We start from the raw sequence: 17690 nt of genomic DNA on the forward strand, positions 1-17690 counted from the left end.
TCACTGCCCGGCTCCGGGGCCGGGCGTCTGGTCCATGGCGGTGTCGGAGGAGCCGTCCCAGTGCACGAGGGCCTGGAGGGCGGTGGGTGACATGGAGCCGAGGACCGGGGTGGCGAGGAAGCCCGCACCCTGGAGGATCATATCCAGCTCCGTGGCCTCAACGTCGGGGTTGCGGGCACCGGTTGATGTCCCGCCCAGGGTCTGGTGGCCGGGTGGCAGCAGCGCGCGCAGCCGCGCTTCCAGCTCCGGATGGCGCTCCAGGGTGCCGGTGACGCTCAGCGTGTCGTAGGTGACCGCCGCCCACTCCGTGCCGCCGGTTCCGCCGCCGTGCTCCCGGGCCGTCAGTTCCTGCCGGAGTTCGCGGACCATGTCCCGTTCCATCGCCTCCAGGCTGTGGGTGCGCAGGGTTTCGCTGAAGTTGCGCTGGACGGTGTCCGCCTCGCGCAGCGAGCGGCACTGCGGCAGGTTCGGGTTGGGGAAGTACTGCGCGTAGGGGTCGGTGACGACGGTGATCGCCTGGAGGGGCAGCAGTCCGCCGCCGCTCATCGCCTTCCAGCCGCCCGGGTTCTCCAGGTAGTTGGCGATGAGCGCGGTGTGCACCTCCTCCAGCGAGCCGATCAGCCGCAGCCCCTCGTCCTGGGTGACGCCGATGACGGCGAGCCATTCGTCGCCGGTGAGCACCCCCCTGCCCAGGGCCGGGTCGAGGACGAGGAGGACGACGCTGCCGTCCGTCCGGGTCACGGGGACCGCGCAGGCGATGTGGTAGTCCCATTCGATGCGCCCGGGGCTGGTGTTGTCGGCTCCGGCGGCGTTGGGGCTCGCGACGTGGAGCCGGGGTTCGGTCCGCGCCACGGTGATCTTGCGGACGGGGGCGTTCCACTGCTGGAGCTTGAGCGCGATGTGGTGCGCCCGCAGATAGCAGCCGTCCTCCGGGTGGCCGTGCGGCATCGGCAGCTCGCCCAACTGGTGGTCGTGGTAGTACATCCGGGACAGATCCTCGTACCAGCCGTCGACCAGCTCCCGGCTCACCACGTCCCTCGTGCCCAGGCCCAGCGCGTAGGAGATGTCCGGGGTCCGCCGGGGGGCGAGGGTGCGCAGTTCGCTCTCCAGGTCGGAGTGGTACGCCGCGGTCCAGGCGTCCTGGACCGCCCACAGCTTGCGCAGATCGCGGTGGAGTCCGCCGAGCATCCGCAGGGCGCTGTCGAACGCCCCGTCGCGCAGCCGGGTGTGGAGTTCACCGGCGAACGCGACGACCTGCGGCAGCTGTTGCGGCAGGGCGTACGGCGCGACCTCCACGGGCGCGAGGGCGCTCGCGGCAGGCGCCTCGGGGTGGCCGAGCGCCGCCATCAGCGGCTGCCACCACTCCGCGCCCAGACGGCGCTGCTCCACCGCGCGCCGGACCGCGTCGACCGGGGTGAGGCCGGTGTACGAGCGGAAGCCGCTCTCGAAGCTCCGGTCCGGGGCCGGGTGGTTGCCACCGGTCGCGCCGAGGAGGTCCAGCAGTTCCCGGTGCGGCACCGGGTTCGCCAGCAGCAGACCGGCGGCCCGGGCCGCCATGCGGACGACGGCCAGGTGGGCGACGACCGCCGCCTGGTCGAGGCCGAGTCCGGCGACGGACTCCTGCGGCAGCGAACCGGTCGCCGCCTCCACCTCGTTCAGCACCGCGGTGAGCGACCGCGCGGTGTCCAGATGCCGCCGCACCACGGCCTGGGCGCGGGTACGGCCCGGGGACAGCAGCGTGCCGGAGGTCGGGGCGCCGCCGAAGGCGCCGCGCCGCTGCCGCGGGGCGCCGGGCGGCACGTTCGACGCGCTCTGCAGCGCCTGCGGACCGGCCTGCGCACGCCGGATCGCGTCCCGCAGCAGGGCCGACACACCGCTCCCGCCGCCGGGCGCCGGGGGCCGCGCGCCCCGCAGGACCCTCGGACCGGCCTGCGCACGCCGGATCGCGTCCCGCAGCAGGGCCAAGACGTCGCTCCCGCCGGTGGCGGTCGGCGGGGTGCCGTTCCCGGGGCCGCCCGGGGTGGCGCCCGGCTGCGGTACGGGGACGATGCCGCCGGGCGGCACGTCGGGCAGCTCGTAGTCGAGGACGTTCCCGGTGCGGGCGTCGACGGTCACCGTCATCGTGAACGGGACCTCGGGCCCCGCCTCGACGGTGAACTCCGGCGCGCCGGGCGGCGGGGTGGTCCGGCCGCTGCGGGCCGTCAGATACGCGGCGACGCGCAGCCGGTCGGTGCTCCAGCCCTCCGGCAGGTACCGCGGGTCGTACCGCCGCTGCCACGCCTCGGGTGCGAACCGGTCGCGGAGCTGACCGGCCAGCCGGGCGGCGCCGGAGCCGTGCGGGACGGCGTCCGGGTCGCCGGACACCACCCGGACCTCGGCGTCGCCGGTCAACGCGGTGACCCGGGCCGCGGCCCGCATCCGCAGCGCCGGGGTGAGGTGCGGTGCCCCGTACCCCGTCCGCGGCTGCCAGGCGGTCGCCTCGTCGGGGACGGGGACGAGCCGCCGCACCCCGGCGAGGAGGGTGTCCAGCCCGGCGGCGGTCGGCGCGGTGCCGAGCAGGCGCTGTGCCGCGGCGGCGAGGTCCGCGTCGTCGCCGGAGAGGAGGAGGGCGAGGAGGTCGGCGCCGCCGCCCGGGTGGGCGCCGGGCTCCGCCGCGGTCACCGTGACGGTGACCGGCTGCGCGGTCCCGGTGAGCGCCCGGTGCACGGTGTCCAGGTGTTCCTGGAGCCGGGCGAGGGCGGTGGCGTATGCGGTGCCGTCGGTGGTGCCGGACGCCGGTCGGGGCAGGGTGACGGTGAGCTGCGCCACGGCCGTGCCGTCGGTCCGCAGGGCGTGCCGGACGGTCAGCGGGAGGGGCCCGCCGTCGCCGGGCAGCTCCACCGTCACCGGGGCGGTGTGCGCGATCACCTCCGCCTCGGTCTCCGGCCCGATCTGCGGCTGGAGGTGGTGCGCCGGGCGGATCCACTGGTGTTCGCCGTCGCGGACGTACCCCTCGATCCGGACGCCGTTGCCGGTACCGGCCCACAGGTAGCCGTCGCCGTGCAGGCTCAGCTCCCCCGATTCCAGGGCGTGTGCGTGGGCCGCGGTCACGGCGTCGCGCAGGGTGTCGAGCGTCCACCCCGTCGGGAAGATCTCCTTCCACGCGGCGCCGACCGGGCCGTGCTCCGTCCCGTTCTCGTCCAGCAGCCGGACCTTCGCCATCCGGATGCCGTTCTCCGTGTGCAGCCAGTCCTCCTCGTACAGTGTCCGGTCGGCGTCCCGCAGCAGCCTCTTGCGCGGGGCGTAGACGATGCCGTGGGCCCGCTGTTCGTCCGCGTTCCGCAGCAGCCGCCCGGCGAGACCGCGGTCCCGGTCGCCGTGGAGGAGCAGCTGCGCCAGCTTCTCGGTGAAGTGCGGGGCCGCGTCGCCGGTGGGCGGGGCGGAGAGGACCGGCCCGGGGACCTCCTGGTCGTCGGTGACGGTGGGGTGGGTGGTGTGGGCGGTGTGGGCCGCGGCGTCGGTCTGCCCGGTGGCCTGGCCGCCGCCGCTCAGGACGTCGAGGATGTCGTCCTCCTCCGGTTCCTCGTCGTCGCGGTTCCGGATGTCGCTCTCCAGGATGTCGCTGCCGCTGTCGTCCCCGTCCTGCGGGGCGGGCGGCGGCGTGGGGGCGTCGCCGCGGACGAGGAAGAAGTCGTCGACGAGCCCGTCACGGTCCATCTCGACATGGATCTGGAGGTCGTCGTGGTCCGGCACCCAGTCGACGGCGATGCGGCCGGACCGTCCCTCGGTCCGGATCCGCCGGGCCGTGCGGACGGCGAGCAGACGGACGTCGTCCATGGTGAGGTCCGACGGCAGCTCGGTCAGCGTCTTGTGCCAGCCGCGCTCGGTGAACCGGTGGAAGTGCTGGCTGAGCAGCTCCCCGAGGGTCTCCTCGCGGGTGGTGAACGGTGCCAGTTCCCGGGCCCGGTAGGCGTCGAGCAGCTTCTTCGCCTGGGGGTCCCAGAGGATCTCCTCCACGCTGCGGTGGTTCATCGCCATGAGGGCCATGTCCATCCGCGACCCCTCCCCCCACTGCTGCGGGGCGTACGGGTTCGGCGGATCCAGCACCGCGCGGGCGGCGTCCAGCAGGAGCTTGAGGTTCTCGTCCGTCGCCTCGAAGCCGATCAGTTCCTGCGCGGCCAGGGCCGGTTCGTTCCCGCAGAACTCCAGGAAGTCCGCGATCGCCTCCTCGGACGGCTCGCCGCCCTCCAGGACCGTCCGGATCACGAAGCGGGTCACCGGGGCGCCGTCGATCCGGCTCAGGTGGTTGTACGTGGCGTCGATCTCCTGCTGCATCGCGGTCAGCCGCGCGTGGGCCCGTGCGACCTGTTCGGACGTCATGCCGGACGGTACGGGCAGGTCGAGGGCGATGTGCAGGGCGAAGTCCCCGTCGCCGAGGACGGCGTGCGAGAAACGGTAGGAATACCCCCCGTTCCCGCCGATCTCCAGGCTGTGCTCCTCCGGCAGTGTCCGGGCATGGACCAGGGTGCCGCTGTCCGTCCAGGTCGGCAGCGGCTGGTGCGGGGCGGGCCGCACCCAGATGTGCCGTCCCTGGAGGGTGTAGCCCTGGATGCGGATGCCGCCGCTCTCGCCCGTCCACAGATAGCCCGCGTGCAGATGCCGGGCCTCCCCCACCGGCCAGACGAACCGGCCGCTGTCCATGGCGGTCAGATAGGCGGTCTGCACATGCAGCCACAGGCTCTCCGCCGACCAGCCCTCCGGGTACTCCTCGCTCCGGCCCCGCGGGAAGAGCAGGCGCCGCCCCTGGTGGGCGTCGAGCATCGGGCGCCACCGGTTGTGGTCCCGGGCCTCGGTCTGGTGGGTGCCGACGGTCACGTCGAGGGCCTCCACCTCGGCGTAGAAGGTGCCGTTGGGGTTCTGCTGCACCAAAGGCTCGTACCGGGTGCCGAGTACGCCCTGAACACCCTGGTCGAAGAAGAAGTAGCCGCCCACCCGCTTGGCGCGGTCGCCGACGAGGAGGAACCGCTCCAGGGAACGGGTGAGGCGCGGCAGCCCGAGGGGGGCGGGGCCGAGCAGTTGGTCGAAGAAGAGCGGCGCCTGGAGGAGCCTGCCCGTCCTCGGGTCGCTCTGGTCCTCGTGCGGGGCGAAATCGAGGATCCGGCCGGTGGCATCGATGACGCCGCGGATGCGCAGTCCCTGGTAGACGCCGTCGAACGTGGTCCGCCCGGCGCCCGGGTCCAGGGTGCCGCCGCGGTCCCGCCAGTCGAAGTACGCCTGCCGGGCCGCGTACACGATCTCGTCCTCGGTCCGGTTGTCCGGGAACATCAGTACCGGCGCGCCCGGTTCGGGCGTGAGCCCCGTGCTGTCGTCGACGGTGGTGCGGAAGGTGAAGCGGCCCTGCGGCGACTGCCAGGACCGGAACGTCGCCCAGTAGGTGTGGTTGGGCAGCAGCGCGCCCATCTGCAGGGGCTGTTCACGGACGCTGGAGTGGTTGCGCGGCGCCATGCGTCCGGCGCGGAAGGTGCCGGAGTCGCCCCACAGCACCCTGCGGCGCACCTCCAGCGGGACGGTGACCCGGTCGAAGGTGAGCGGCAGGGGCTTGGGCGCGGCGCCCGCCGCGGCCCGCACCTCGTTGTTCTTCGCATCCGTCGAGAGCAGCCATCCGTCCCGTCCGGCCTTCGCCTTGCCCTTCGGGTCCTTCGGCGTGCCCGTCGCATGGTCCGTCCCGCCCGTGGTGGCGGTCTCCTCCTCCAGCAGGCGCCGTTTCCGCTGGATGGACGACCAGATCATCATCAGGTCGTGCACGGCGAGCCGCAGGTTGGGCGGGAGCCCGGCGGCGTCGGACAGGAGGTTCGAGTTGGGGATGCGGCCCCACCGGTCGACGACGGTCGCCGACATGAGCGTGCCGTCCTCGTCGAGGGGGCGCGGCAGGCCTTCCCCGTACCAGTCGGAGGTGCCGTAGTTGTGCATCGTCTCGTGGGCGATCACCGATACCGGGGTGCCCTCGTACCACGTGACGTTGTTCTCCCGGTCACGGCCCGGCTTGAGGTTCACATGGTGGTGGCGGACGGCCTTGGCGCTGACGAACTCCACCGCGAAGTGGACCAGATCGCCGTCGGGGAAGCGGTGTCCGACGTTGTGGTAGAGCTTTCCGGCCTCCTTGGTCTGTTGTTTCTTCTCGGCCAGCGTCTTCGGGGTGATCCCCTCGTCGGGGGCGAGATGGTGCCGGGCGATCAACCGGCTGAGCCGGGTGCCGTCGCCGAGTTGGTAGCGGCGTACCTCGAAGCGCTGCGCCCAGACCGGTCCGAGCGAGCCCAGCCACCGCTGGAACTCCTTCGGGGGTGCCTGCACCTCGACGCGCGGTCCGATCTCCTCCCCCATCGGCACCACCGTGACCCGGTGGCCGCGGCGGATGATCGGCCGGCCGTCCTTCGCCCAGCCGACGGTCAGGTCGAGTTCCGGTGCCCACTGCACCGAGACGACCACCCCGCGGCTCTTCGGGCGGAACAGCACCTTGCCGGGGGCCAGGGCGTCCACGTCGACGGTGTCGAAGCCCTCGTAGACGATCTCCATGGTGGCGCTGGACGGCAGCTGCGCGCCGGGGCGGGGGACCGCACCGGGTGCGCCGGTCCTCGGCAGACCCGCCAGCCGGTCGGCGTGGCGCAGGTCCAGATCCATCTCCTCGCCGATCTGGAACGGCATCTCCTCCGTCGTCACCAGCCTCCGGACGGCGCGGGTGTGACCGGGCAGCGTCTGCAGGGCGGTGACGGCGACGGAGACGGCGGCCATGGCGGACGGTTCGCGGGCGTCGAACGCGTCCCAGAAGGCGGACGGCTTGCCGTCGGCGAAGGCGAGGACGGCGTTCAGCGCGATCCGGGCGGCGCCGTCGTTCGGCACACCGTTGCCCAGGAGTTGCCGCACCAGGTGGTCCGGGAGCGTCGCCGGGTTCCGCGGCGGCCGGTTGCCCCAGCTCCGGCGGACGGCGTCGTAGTCCCGCTCGACGGGCCGGTGTCCGTCGCGGATGCGGTCCACCGGGTCGTCGGCGAGCAGCCAGCCGTCCCTCCAGAGCAGTTCGTCGAGCTGCTCCCCCTTGAACGTGCGGTACGCCTCGTGGACCGCCTCGTCCGTCGCGAACAGCCGCGCCAGCTCCTGGTAGCGCTGCCGGTGGACGCCGTCGTAGCGGAAGACGCCGCCCTCGGGCACCAGGGCGCGCCTGCCCGGGAGGTGCGGGCGGCCCTCGTGGCTGTCCTGGTAGGCGAAGACCGGGCCGGTCGGGTGCTGCGGCGGTTGCGAGGTCTGTTCGGCGTGCGCGTACGGCACGGAGGCGTACGCCTGGAAGAACTGGTGGAGTTCGTGGAAGAGGTCGCGGACCTTCCGCACCACGGAATCGGGCAGCCGGGCGGGGAAGTTGCCGTCCCAGCCGTCGAGCCGCGCCAGGGTGTCCAGGACGTGTCCGAAGACGCTCGGCGCGTCGGTCGCGCCGTCGAAGTACGCGGTGAACGTGTCGCGGGCGCCGACGGCTTCCAGGGCCGCCTGGACGGCCCGGGCGCCGCCGAAGAGGCGGTGCTGGTCGGGGAAGAGCTGCTGGGGCGACTGCCGGAAGAAGTGGCGGCCGAGGCTCATCCCGAGCCCTTCCAGCAGCGCCGCGGTGAGCAGCGCGTCCACGGGCAGGACCCGTCCGGCCACCCGCTGCTTCGACCAGGCCAGCCGGAGGAACTGCCGGGCCCGGACGACCCGGTCCGTGCCGGGGTCGTCCCGGTCGGCGGTGAGGGTGTCCGCGACCGCCTTGGCGAGGGCCGGGTCGTCCTTCCCGAAGTGGGCGAGCATCTGGGCCGGGTCGACCGCGGCGCGGCGCAGCTCCCGCAGGGCCGGGGGGTTCGAGGGCTCCTCGCGGGTCCACGGCTCGACCTGTTCGATCAGGAAGCGGGCGACGGCCTCGTCGTGCCGCGGGCCGCCCCAGCCGTCGATCAGCGCGGAGTGCGCGTCGAGGAACGCCTCCAGCTCGCGCATGCGCTGTGTGTAGGAGGTCTGGGCGCCGGTCAGCAGCGGATGCCAGGTCCGGTCGCCCTGCGGCTGCCGGGACTGCTCCCAGGTCGCCAGGTGGGTACGGAGCGTGCGCAGGGCGTTCCGGGACCGGGTCAGCTCACGCGCGGTTCCGTTCGCGGGGTGCGGGTCCAGCTCCGGCAACAGCGGGAAGGAGGTGGGGCCGGGGGTCGGGTCGGCCTGCGGGGTGGGCCCGGTGACCGCCACCGTGGGCTGCGCCGCGCCGTCCGTGGGCGGCGTCACCTCGGCCGTGTCGGTGCCGGGGGTGTGCTGCTGCTGGTCGCCGAGGAGTTCCTCCAGGGTGGGCGGGTTCGGGTCGAGGTAGGGCATCTCCTCCAGTGCGGTGAGGAAGTCCGGGACGCCGGATCCGGTGTCCTGCGGGAGGGGGCCGTCGAAGGAACCGTTCCGGAGGAAGTCCAGGAAGCTCTGGTCGGGGTCGAACAGCGTGGTGCCGCCCTCGTCCAGCGGCGGGAACTGCGGGTCCGACACGTTCTGCTGGAGGTGCGCCATCTCCGTCAGGAGCGGGTCGAGGTCGGAGGTGCCCGTGGTCAGGTCGCCCGTCGTGCCGCCCTGGTTCTCGGTGGGGAACTGCGGGGGTGTGGAGGCGTCCTGCAGCGTCTCCGTCGGGCCGAAGTCGAACGCGTTCGGGTCGAAGGGGTCGGTCCCCTCGCCGTTCCCCAGCGCGGCCAGCAACTCCTCGTCGTGGAAGAGCTGCCCCCAGTAGTCCTCCTCCGGGGTCTCGTGACGGGGCCGGGTGACGGTTGCGGAGTGCTCGTCGTGGGTGGTGGCGTCGGGCGTCGGGGGGAGCGGGGCGGTGGGGTCCGTCGGGGTCCTGAGCAGCCAGGGGTGGCGGACGGCGAACCCGTAGAACGCCTCCGCGCCGGTGCGCAGCAGTTGCTGTTGTGCCGGTGAGAGCGGCCGGTCGGTCCCGTTGTCCCGGAGGGTGGCCAGGAACTCGGTGTACCCGGGGTCGGTGGCCGGTGAGTGGTTGCCGTTCAGCGGGTGGCGGTCGGTGGCCGTCAGGAAGTCGGTCCAGGTCCGTACGGCGTCCATGAGGAACGCGCGTTCCTCGAAGGTGAACTCCTGCTGCATCCAGAAGGTCAGCGCCCGGGCCAGCCGCTGATCGGTCCCCGTCAGCTCGCCGAGGTACGTGAAGACGTCCTCCGGCCAGTCCTCGGGGCGGGTCCGCGGCGCCGGGGGGAGGTCGTCGGGGCCGTGGGTGAGGGGCTCGAAGCCCGCCGCGGGCCGGACCGCCGGGGTGGGGCCGGACGCGGGGAGCTGCGACGCGGCGATCACTTCACGGATGACCAGGTGGCGGTAGAAGTCGGCCACGTACCGCAGGTTCCCGAGCGCCTGCCGGGACGCCTCGGTGCCGAGCAGCCCGGGACCGTCGTCCAGCAGGTCCGCGCCGAGGCTCTCCAGATACCCCCACCAGCGGGCCAGCTGTGCCGCCTTGGGGCCGCGGATGTGGGGGACCTCCTCCAGCTCCAGCCAGGCGTGGGTCTGCCGGGTGCGGACGTCCGTCGGGCCGAAGACGTCCTGGAGGTCGTCCAGGAGGAGGCGTTCGCGGTCGGCCCAGTACGTCGGCGCGGTGATCCGTTCCTCGTCCTGCGCCGATCCGCCGTCGCCGTGCTCCGGCTCCTCCCCCGTCCGCGGCGCGGACCCGGTGTCCAGGAACGTCATGAACTCGACGGCCGAGGCTCGGGCCTTCCGGATGTCCAGGTTCGGGAGGCCGAACTTGACGCCCTGCAGATGGCGGACGAACTCCCCGGACGTGGCGGCTGCGGCCGTCTCCGTCAGGAGCGACCGGCCGTTCTCCCGCAGATACCGGTGCCAGAGCAGCACGTGCCGGAGGGCGGGCAGCCCCGCGCGGCGCTCCTGGGCCCACCGCTGGATGGCGTCCCGCTCCTGCGGGGTGGCCGCCACCTCGTCCAGCGCCTCCCTGGCCTGCTGGAGCAGCCGACGCGGTCCGCGCAGCGTGGTGTGGTGGAACGGGTCCGCCGTGATGACGCCGTGCTCCCGCAGGTAGGCGTAGAACTTGCGGGGCCCGGCCAGGGCCCGCATCCGCTCGTACGGCCGCCGGGTGCCGTCCGTCAGGTCGGCGCGGAGCTGTGCCACGTACTCCGTGACCGCCTCCCGCGGCGGGGCGATCAGGTCGTCCCCGTCGAGGTGGCGCCACCATGTCCGCAGTCCCGACGCGACCTGCTGCTGGCTGCTCCAGGTCACGATGTCGCCGAGGAAGTCCGCGACCAGGCGGACCTCGTCGGAGCCCCTGCCGTGGACCGTCTCCAGGTCGAGGAGGAGCACCCGCACGCCGGCGGGCCAGCCGGAGAGGTCGAGGGTCCGGGCGATGGAGACGGGCCCCTCGTCGGCGCCGGTCCGCTGGTCCGGGGTGACGGTCAGGATCTGGTTGAGGTCCAGATCCAGGCCCATGCCCAGGTCCAGGCCCATGGTCGGGTCCAGGTCTTCCTGGCCGTCGTGCATCCCGAGGAACGCGTCCAGCTCCGGGTCGACCGCCGGGAAGGAGACCGGCTGGTGGTCCGTGACCGTGTAGAGGAATGTGTCGAGTCCGGGGTCGAGCGCGTCGAAGAGTTCGGCGCCGACCGTCTCCTGGTGCCGTCCGGGGGCGGTGTGCGGCTCGGTCGGCCACTGTGCCAGCACCGTGTCCAGCTGCTCCCGCAGCGCGGCCGCCCGCTCGTCGGACACCCCGTGCGGCGCCGCCCCGTCCAGTTCCTGGCGGTAGGCGAGCGCACGGTCGATCCACTCCGACCACGTCGACCGGTCGCCGAGCGGGGCGCTGCCGCCGCCCGATGCGGCCTCCAGCACCTGCACCGTCGTCTCCACTCCGCCCACCCAGGTGGTGTCGGTGTCCTCGGGCGGGTGCCCGGTGAGCAACTCCGGGTGGGTGGCGAGGTGTTCGTAGAAGAGGGCGGCGTAGGCCCGCCGGATCACCCGCATCCTCTTGGCGCCACCGTCGGACGTGGCCTGGTGGGCGGCGAGGTAGGCGTCGAACTGCCGGTCCAGCATCGGCCGGTGCGCCGTGGTCAAGGGTCCCGCCTGCGGGTCGCGGCCACGGAGGTAGTTGCGCCACGCCTGGAACGCCCGGGCGCGCAACCCACGCTCGGGGTGGGTCAGCGCCTCCCCGCCCAGCCAGCCGCGGACGGCGGCGGCCAGTTCGGGTTCGTTCTCCCGGTCGAGCTGGGTGAGGAGCTGCGCCGCCTCACCGCTCCACTGCGCGGGGTCCACCACGGCGGACGTGTTCCAGCGCGGTGTGCTCCGGATACCGGCGGTGGGCCCCTGGAGGGTGTCGTCGGCGCGCAGCCGGGCCAGCGCGGCGTCGATCGCCCGGCTGTACTCGGCCCGCATGCTCACCAGGAACCGTTCGGCGGTCCGCGCCTCCCACAGGTCGCGGCGGAACTGCTCGCCCACGGCGATCCGGACGTCCCGGAGGTTGGTCCGGGTCAGGTTCCGTGTCCGGAACGGCAGGTATGCGGTGCCGGGCGCGTGGAGGAAGCTGCCCAGGTAGCTGAACCACTTGTTCCAGGCGGCCCATCCGTCGCGCTGCCGCGGCAGCTGCGACGAGGTGGCCGGGACCTGATCGGGCGTGGTGCCCGGGGTGTCCAGCCGCCGCATCTGGGCGAGCAGCCGGTCGCGGAGGGCGGGATCGGCGTCCGCGAGGTACACCTCGTCGTCGGCGGCGGCGAGCAGGCGCCAGCCCTCGTCGAGCCGGGCGCGGGTGACCGGTCCCTCGTGGGCCTCGGCCCAGGTGAGGAACGCCTCCGCCTCATCGGCGCCGGGCTCCTCGACCCACGAGCCGTCCCCCTCGTCCTCGTCGAGGACCAGGCTCCGGCCCCCGTCGAATCCGTCGTCCTCCGGCATGACCAGGGGGCTCGGCGGGGCCGGCTCGGTGAACTCCTCGAAGGTGGTGAGGGCGGGCTCGTCGAGGCTCGTCCCCGACGGGTCGAGCAGGGTGGGGTTGTCCCGCAGGTACTCGTAGAAGTACTGGGCGGCCCGGACCCGGTGCCGCTCACGGACCTCCTGCCAGTTGCCGTGTTCGTCCTGCCGCGCCCCCCACCTCCGCTGCTGTCGCACGGCGGAGCGGAAGACCATGTCGTCCTGGGGCGGAACGACCCGCGCCATCGTCCGCGGCACCTCCGGTCCCAGGTGGGTCAGCCAGTCGCGGATGCCGAGGGCGATCCGCGCCGCGGCGGGGAGCGTGGCCACCCGGCCGAACCAGACCGCGAGCGCGGCGGCCAGCTCCGGGTCGCTCACCCGTCGCGCGTCGACCAGGTCGTACATGGTGCGCGACCAGCTCTGCGGCTGCTGCCTGGGCAGGACGAGCCGCTGGGCGGAGTGCAGCACCCGCAGGATCTGCGCGCCGGTCTCGGCGCCGGTCAGGTGGAGCGGCGTCTGGTTCCACACGAACCGCGTGGCGGGCACGGTGGGGACCGGCGGCGGGGTGCCGCCGCCGGAGCCGGACTCCGTGCGGCGCGTCACCGCGTTGCCGCCGGGCCGGGGGCGGCGTTCCGTGCGGCGCGGCTCCCGGTGGCGGACGGTGCCGGACTCCGGCGGGTCCGTGGGCCGGGCGAGTTCGGCGGGCCAGCCGAGCTGTCCCGAGCGCAGGACGTCCAACTGGCCGGAGTCGCGCAGGTAGTCGTGGAGGCTCTGCGCGATGTCGACCAGGGTGTCCGGGCTCCAGGCGGCGGCCGTGGCCAGGGTGGGTTCGACGTCGAGGAAGCGTACGTCGCGCCGGAACGCGTCGTCGCTCCGCGGGTCCAGGAGGTGCTGTCCGTCCGCCGTGAACAGCTCGGGCCGCTGCTCCCGCAGGCTCTCCAGATGGCCGAGCCAGGTCCGGATCCCGGGCTCCCGCGTCTGCAGGTTCCGCTTGCCGAGGACGGCGTAGTGGTGCAGATAGCCGGTGAGCGCACGCGCGATGGCCGGGTTGGGGTGCGTCGAGACCATCGGGAAGACGGACTGCGGCCAGGTGCTCGGGCACGTCGGCGGCACCGTCACCGGCGCGTCGCCCACGGGCACGACGGGGCCGAGCTGCGGTACGGGCCGCCGCCGCGCGGATCCCCGCACCTCGATGCCGTGCTGCTCGTCGCCGTGCCGCTGCTCCTCGTCGTACCGGTCCTCGCCGTACCGCTCTTCGTCGTGCGGGTCCTCGTCGTGCTGTTCCCGGCGGCGGGTCCTGCGCGGTCCGGAGGTCCCGGTCTCCTGTGTGGTGTCGGACGGGTCGGGGTGGGCCGGGTCGAGGGACATGACGGACTCCTCGTCCGGCACGTACGCCTCGAACTCGTAGGTGACGAAACCGTCGTCGCCACCGGTGCTCACGGGGTGCGCCTGCTCGTCCAGCTCCATCGCGTCCGGCGTCCCGGAGATCTCCTGCGTCTCGTCCGGCCGGGAGGTGTTCTGCCCCGTCACGGTCGGCTCGTCCATCTCGGTGTCGAGCGGGTCGTTCTCCGGGGGGAGGACGGGGCCCGTCTCCTCGGTGAGGAGCATGGGCCGCCCGCCCCGCGGCAGGGCGCAGGCGAGCGGGCCCGACCGCAGCACCTCCAGCTGACCTGTTCGGATCAGGAAGTCGTGGTACTCCTGCGCGTAGTTGAGCCGCTTGACCAGCTGTCCGTCGTCGACCGCGGAGTGGGACGGCCTGCCGAGTCGGTAGCGCCGTGCGTAGCTCCGGAAGATGCGGTCGTCCTCCGGGGCGAGGATCGGCTGCGTCTGCTGGCGTCCCCCGTCCGTGGCGGGCTGGGAGTGCGGTGTCCGCAGTGTGCTCTCCAGGTAGTCGAGCCAGATCCGGACCGCGTTGCCCATCTGGCCCCGGGAGTTCTTGAGCCGGGGCGTGTCGTCGATGTACGCGGCGATCGTGGCGGCGACGGCCGGGTTGGGGTGCCGCGACACCATCCGGAAGAGCTCCTTCGGCCAGTCTTCCGGGTAACTCTGCGGCAGCGTCACGTGGTCGGACCCGGTGGCGTGGTCGGACCCGGTGGCGTGGCCGGGGCCCGTCGGCTGTGTCGGTTCGTCCAGTTCCATCGCCTCGGGCGTCCCGGGCGGTTGCTGCCTCTCCTCGCCCTCGGACGGGGTGGGCTCCGGTGCGGGGGTGACCGGCGGAGCCTCCCGCACGGTGTCGAGCGGCTCCGTGCGGGGCTGCAACGTACGGCGGTCCAGCGGGGGGCAGGAGACCGGACCCGACCACAACGCCGCCAGCTGACCGGACTCCCACAGGTAGGTGTGGAACAGCTGCGCGAAGTTGATCCGCCGCGTCACCTGCGGGGTGCCCAACGGGAAGCCGGTGAGCTCGCCGTCCCGGTAGAACGTCGCGAAATTCGCGAACCGGCTGTCGTTCTCCGGGGCCAGGATCTCCTGCCTCTGCCGGTACGCCTCGCTCCTCCCCACGTAGTCGAGCCAGGTCCGGATCGCGGTCACCATGACGCCCCGGGCGCCCATCCCGACCGTCGTGTTCTGCAAGAAGTCGCTGATCGCCCTGGCGACGGCCGGGTTGGGGTGCGTGTCGATCAGCTGGAAGGCGGTCAGCGGCCACCCTTCCAGAGCGTTCCCCGCCTCCGTCTGCGGCGCCGGGTGCCCCTCTTCGGTCGTCGTCCCGGTCGTCTCCTGCTCCTCCAGGGACGTCGAAGTGGTGTCCGTCGCGGTGGTGGGGTCCGTCGTGGTGGTGGGGTCCGTCGTGGTGGTGGGGTCCGTCGTGGTGGTCTCGTTCATCAGCGACGCGATGTTCATCACCGAACTCGCCGTCGACGGCTCCGTCACCGGCTCCTCGTTCATGAGCGACGAGATGTGCATCGCCGAGGACGGGGTGGAGAGCTGCGTCCCGGACGTGGGCCCGTCACCGAACAGGTCCAGGCCGCCCGGCCCACGGAAGGAGGACGGCCGCGGGGGCTGCTCCTGCGGTGTGACGTTCTCCCGGACCCGCTGCGTCATGTGCCGTCCCGCGGAGCCTCCGGGCTGCGGGAGGCGCAGGGAGCCGACGCTCTCGAACGGGCAGCCCTGGGGCCACTCCCGTTCCAGCGAACGGTAGAAGGAACGGAGCAGCCCCAGGCGGCGCAGCACCCCGGAGGTCAGTTCGGGCGCGCACCGGCGCTCGATGTAGGCGCGCACAAGGGCGGGCGACGGGTCCAGCAAGCTCTGCCCGTTGCGCTGTGTCTCCCGCCACCACAGGTCGAACTCGGCGGCACACCGGTGGTGGTTGTCCCCGTGGTACCGATTGATCCAGTTCCGCAGGGGATCCGCCAACGCCGCGTCCGGCCCGCCGCTGTCGCGGAGCGCGGCGATCAGACCCTCGACGTAGTGCCTGCCCGTCGCGCTCCGGAACTCCGCTCCCCCGCGGAAGTCCGCGAGGTCCCGGTCCAGATAGGCACGTGGGTCCTGCGAAACGCTGCCGGGCGCTTCGACCCGGAAGGCGCCGAGCATGCTGTCGGCGCGGGACGAGCGGGACGAGGAGCCGCCGCCCGACCCGGAGGCCATGTACGGGCGGGCCTGCCACTGGCGCCTGCGGCTACCCCGGCTGGGCGCGCCGCCCGACACCCGGGCGAGGCGCTGCGCCTCGGTGCCGATCCAGGAGACGGCGCCCGCCTGCCGGTCCTGCGGCAGGCGCCGCACGGAGGCGGCCCGCTCCAGGTCGGAGAGGCGGCGGGCGGTCTCCACGGCCGCCTGTCGGCCGTACCGGAACAGCGCGTCCGCGACCTCCCCCAGCGCCTCGGTGGTGGCGGTGCGGCGCAGTTGGGCCTCGGCGTCGGTGCCGATCACCATCGGCCAGCGGAGGAAACCGGACGCCAGCCGGAGGCGCGCCACGGCGACCTCCTCCGTCAGCAGCGACTCGATCAGTTCCGCCGGGTCCCGGAGCACCGGGCCGCCGGGGGTTTCCCGGATCAGGTCCAGCAGGCCCTGCGGGACCGTCCGCAGCTCCTCGGCGAGGGCCAGCAGCGGTCCGGTCTCCACGAGGCCCAGGTCGTCGGCGAGTTGCTGGAGGGCTTCGGCGTCGTACCAGGGCGCGTTCTGCGCCGCCAGCCGATGCTCGCGCCACTCCTGGACCGCCTGGGCGGCCAGGTCACCGGCGTGGGCGAAGTACTCCCACAGGGCCCGGCGTTCGGCGCGCCCCGCGGATTCGTAGTCGGTCACCCCGGTCAGCGAGCCGATACCGGACGTGGTCGCGAGGTGGTTGCCCAGGGACGCCAGGTCCCCGAGGCGCAGATGGTGGGTGTCGAGCGTCGTCAGAAGCCCCCGCAGAGAGCGGGACTCACGGTCATGGCCGGAGGAGTCCCTCAGGTCGACGCCGAGGCGCTCCCAGTGGGCTTGGGCCACCTCCTCGTGCCAGGTACGGGCGGAGCCGCCTGCGGAGAGGTGGTCCAGCAGGGAGGTGCGCAGCCCGCGCAGCAGATGGTGTTCGTCGGCACCGAGGCCGAACAGCTGGGCGAGGTCGTACAGCACCGGCGCCAGCGCCGCGGGCACATGCACCGCGCGGACCAGGGCGTCGACCTCCTCCCGGGGCAGCCGCCCGTGCTCGCGGACGAAGGCGTCCACCCAGTCACGCTCGTCGGCGGCGTCGATGCTCCGGGCGTACGTCTCGATGTCCTCGGGGGTGAAGCCCAGCTCGGCCAGTGCCTGGAGCTGCACCTCGTCGGCGGCGCGCCGCTGGGACTCCTGGAGGGTCGCCTCGACGCGCGCCTCCGCCAACCGGACGCGTGCCTCCGCCAACCGGCGGGAGAACCGGCCCAGATACTCCTGCGGGAGCTGGCCCCGCCGTTCGGCGACCCAGCCGATCAGCGCGCGGAACGCCCCGGCGGGCCCGCGGTCGACCGGGTACAGCTCCTGGACGCCGAGGCCTTCGGACAGTGCCAGCTGACCGAAGGTGCCGTCCAGGGCGCCCAGGACGGCCGGGAAGCCCTCGGTCCGGCGCAACTGCGTGACGGTCCGGCCGTAGGGCAGGCCCGTCCGCTGCCACTCCTCGGCGGTCTCCAGCAGGTGCAGTACGTGCGACGGGGCCAGCCAGGTGCTCGTGCTGTCCCAGGTCCGGGCGGACAGGTCGGCGGGGCCGATCACCGCCGGGTCGGTGAGGAGCCGGTAGAACCAGGCGCGGTCCTCTGCGGAGACGCCGAGGGTGTCGGCGGCGTCCCCGAGGATCAGCTCCACATGGTCCTGCTCGCGGAGCCCGAACGTCTCCCGGAAGTGGTCGGCCGCCGCCGTCACATCGGAGACCAGGTCCGGCTGGAGCGTCCAGTGGAACTGCTGCCGGGCCTGGGCGGCGGCCCCCGCGCGGATCAGCGCGGCGGCGACCTGCCGGACCGGCCGTCCGGGCCAGAGCTGCCGGTCGTTGAGCGGCCGGAAGATCTCCCGCAGCCGACGGGCGTCGGCGAGCAGCGGCAGGACGTCCAGCCGGACCGGGAACCGCTTGAGTACGCGGTAGAGGTCCCGGGGGGTGACGCCCCACTGTTCGGCGTAGCGGGCCAGCCTCCCGTAGGAGGGGATCTCGCCCGTGGTCCGGGCGAGGCGGGCCAGGTTCGCCATCCGCCGGACGCCCAGCCGCTGCCGGAGGTCGTCGAGGCGGACCATTTCCTCGGGGGTGAAGGTGTCCACCAGGTCGGCGTGGCGGTCGCGGACCTCCTGGATGCGGTTGTCGTCCAGGTACGGGGGCGCCTCCTCGCCGTCGGCCACGA

Annotated in this window: 1 protein-coding gene (running past one end of the window); it reads right to left on the minus strand. The window is 73.4% G+C overall.

Annotated features, from left to right (window positions below; genetic code table 11):
- Positions 1-17690: the 3' end of a protein-glutamine glutaminase family protein gene (locus IF23_RS0104015; protein WP_245654880.1), read on the minus strand. The gene runs 24286 nt beyond the window's last position; 17690 of the gene's 41976 nt are visible here — the last part of the coding sequence; the start codon falls outside the window, past its right edge; it ends in the stop codon at positions 1-3.

The organism is Streptomyces catenulae, assembly GCF_000718015.1.
Taxonomy (GTDB): domain Bacteria; phylum Actinomycetota; class Actinomycetes; order Streptomycetales; family Streptomycetaceae; genus Streptomyces; species Streptomyces catenulae.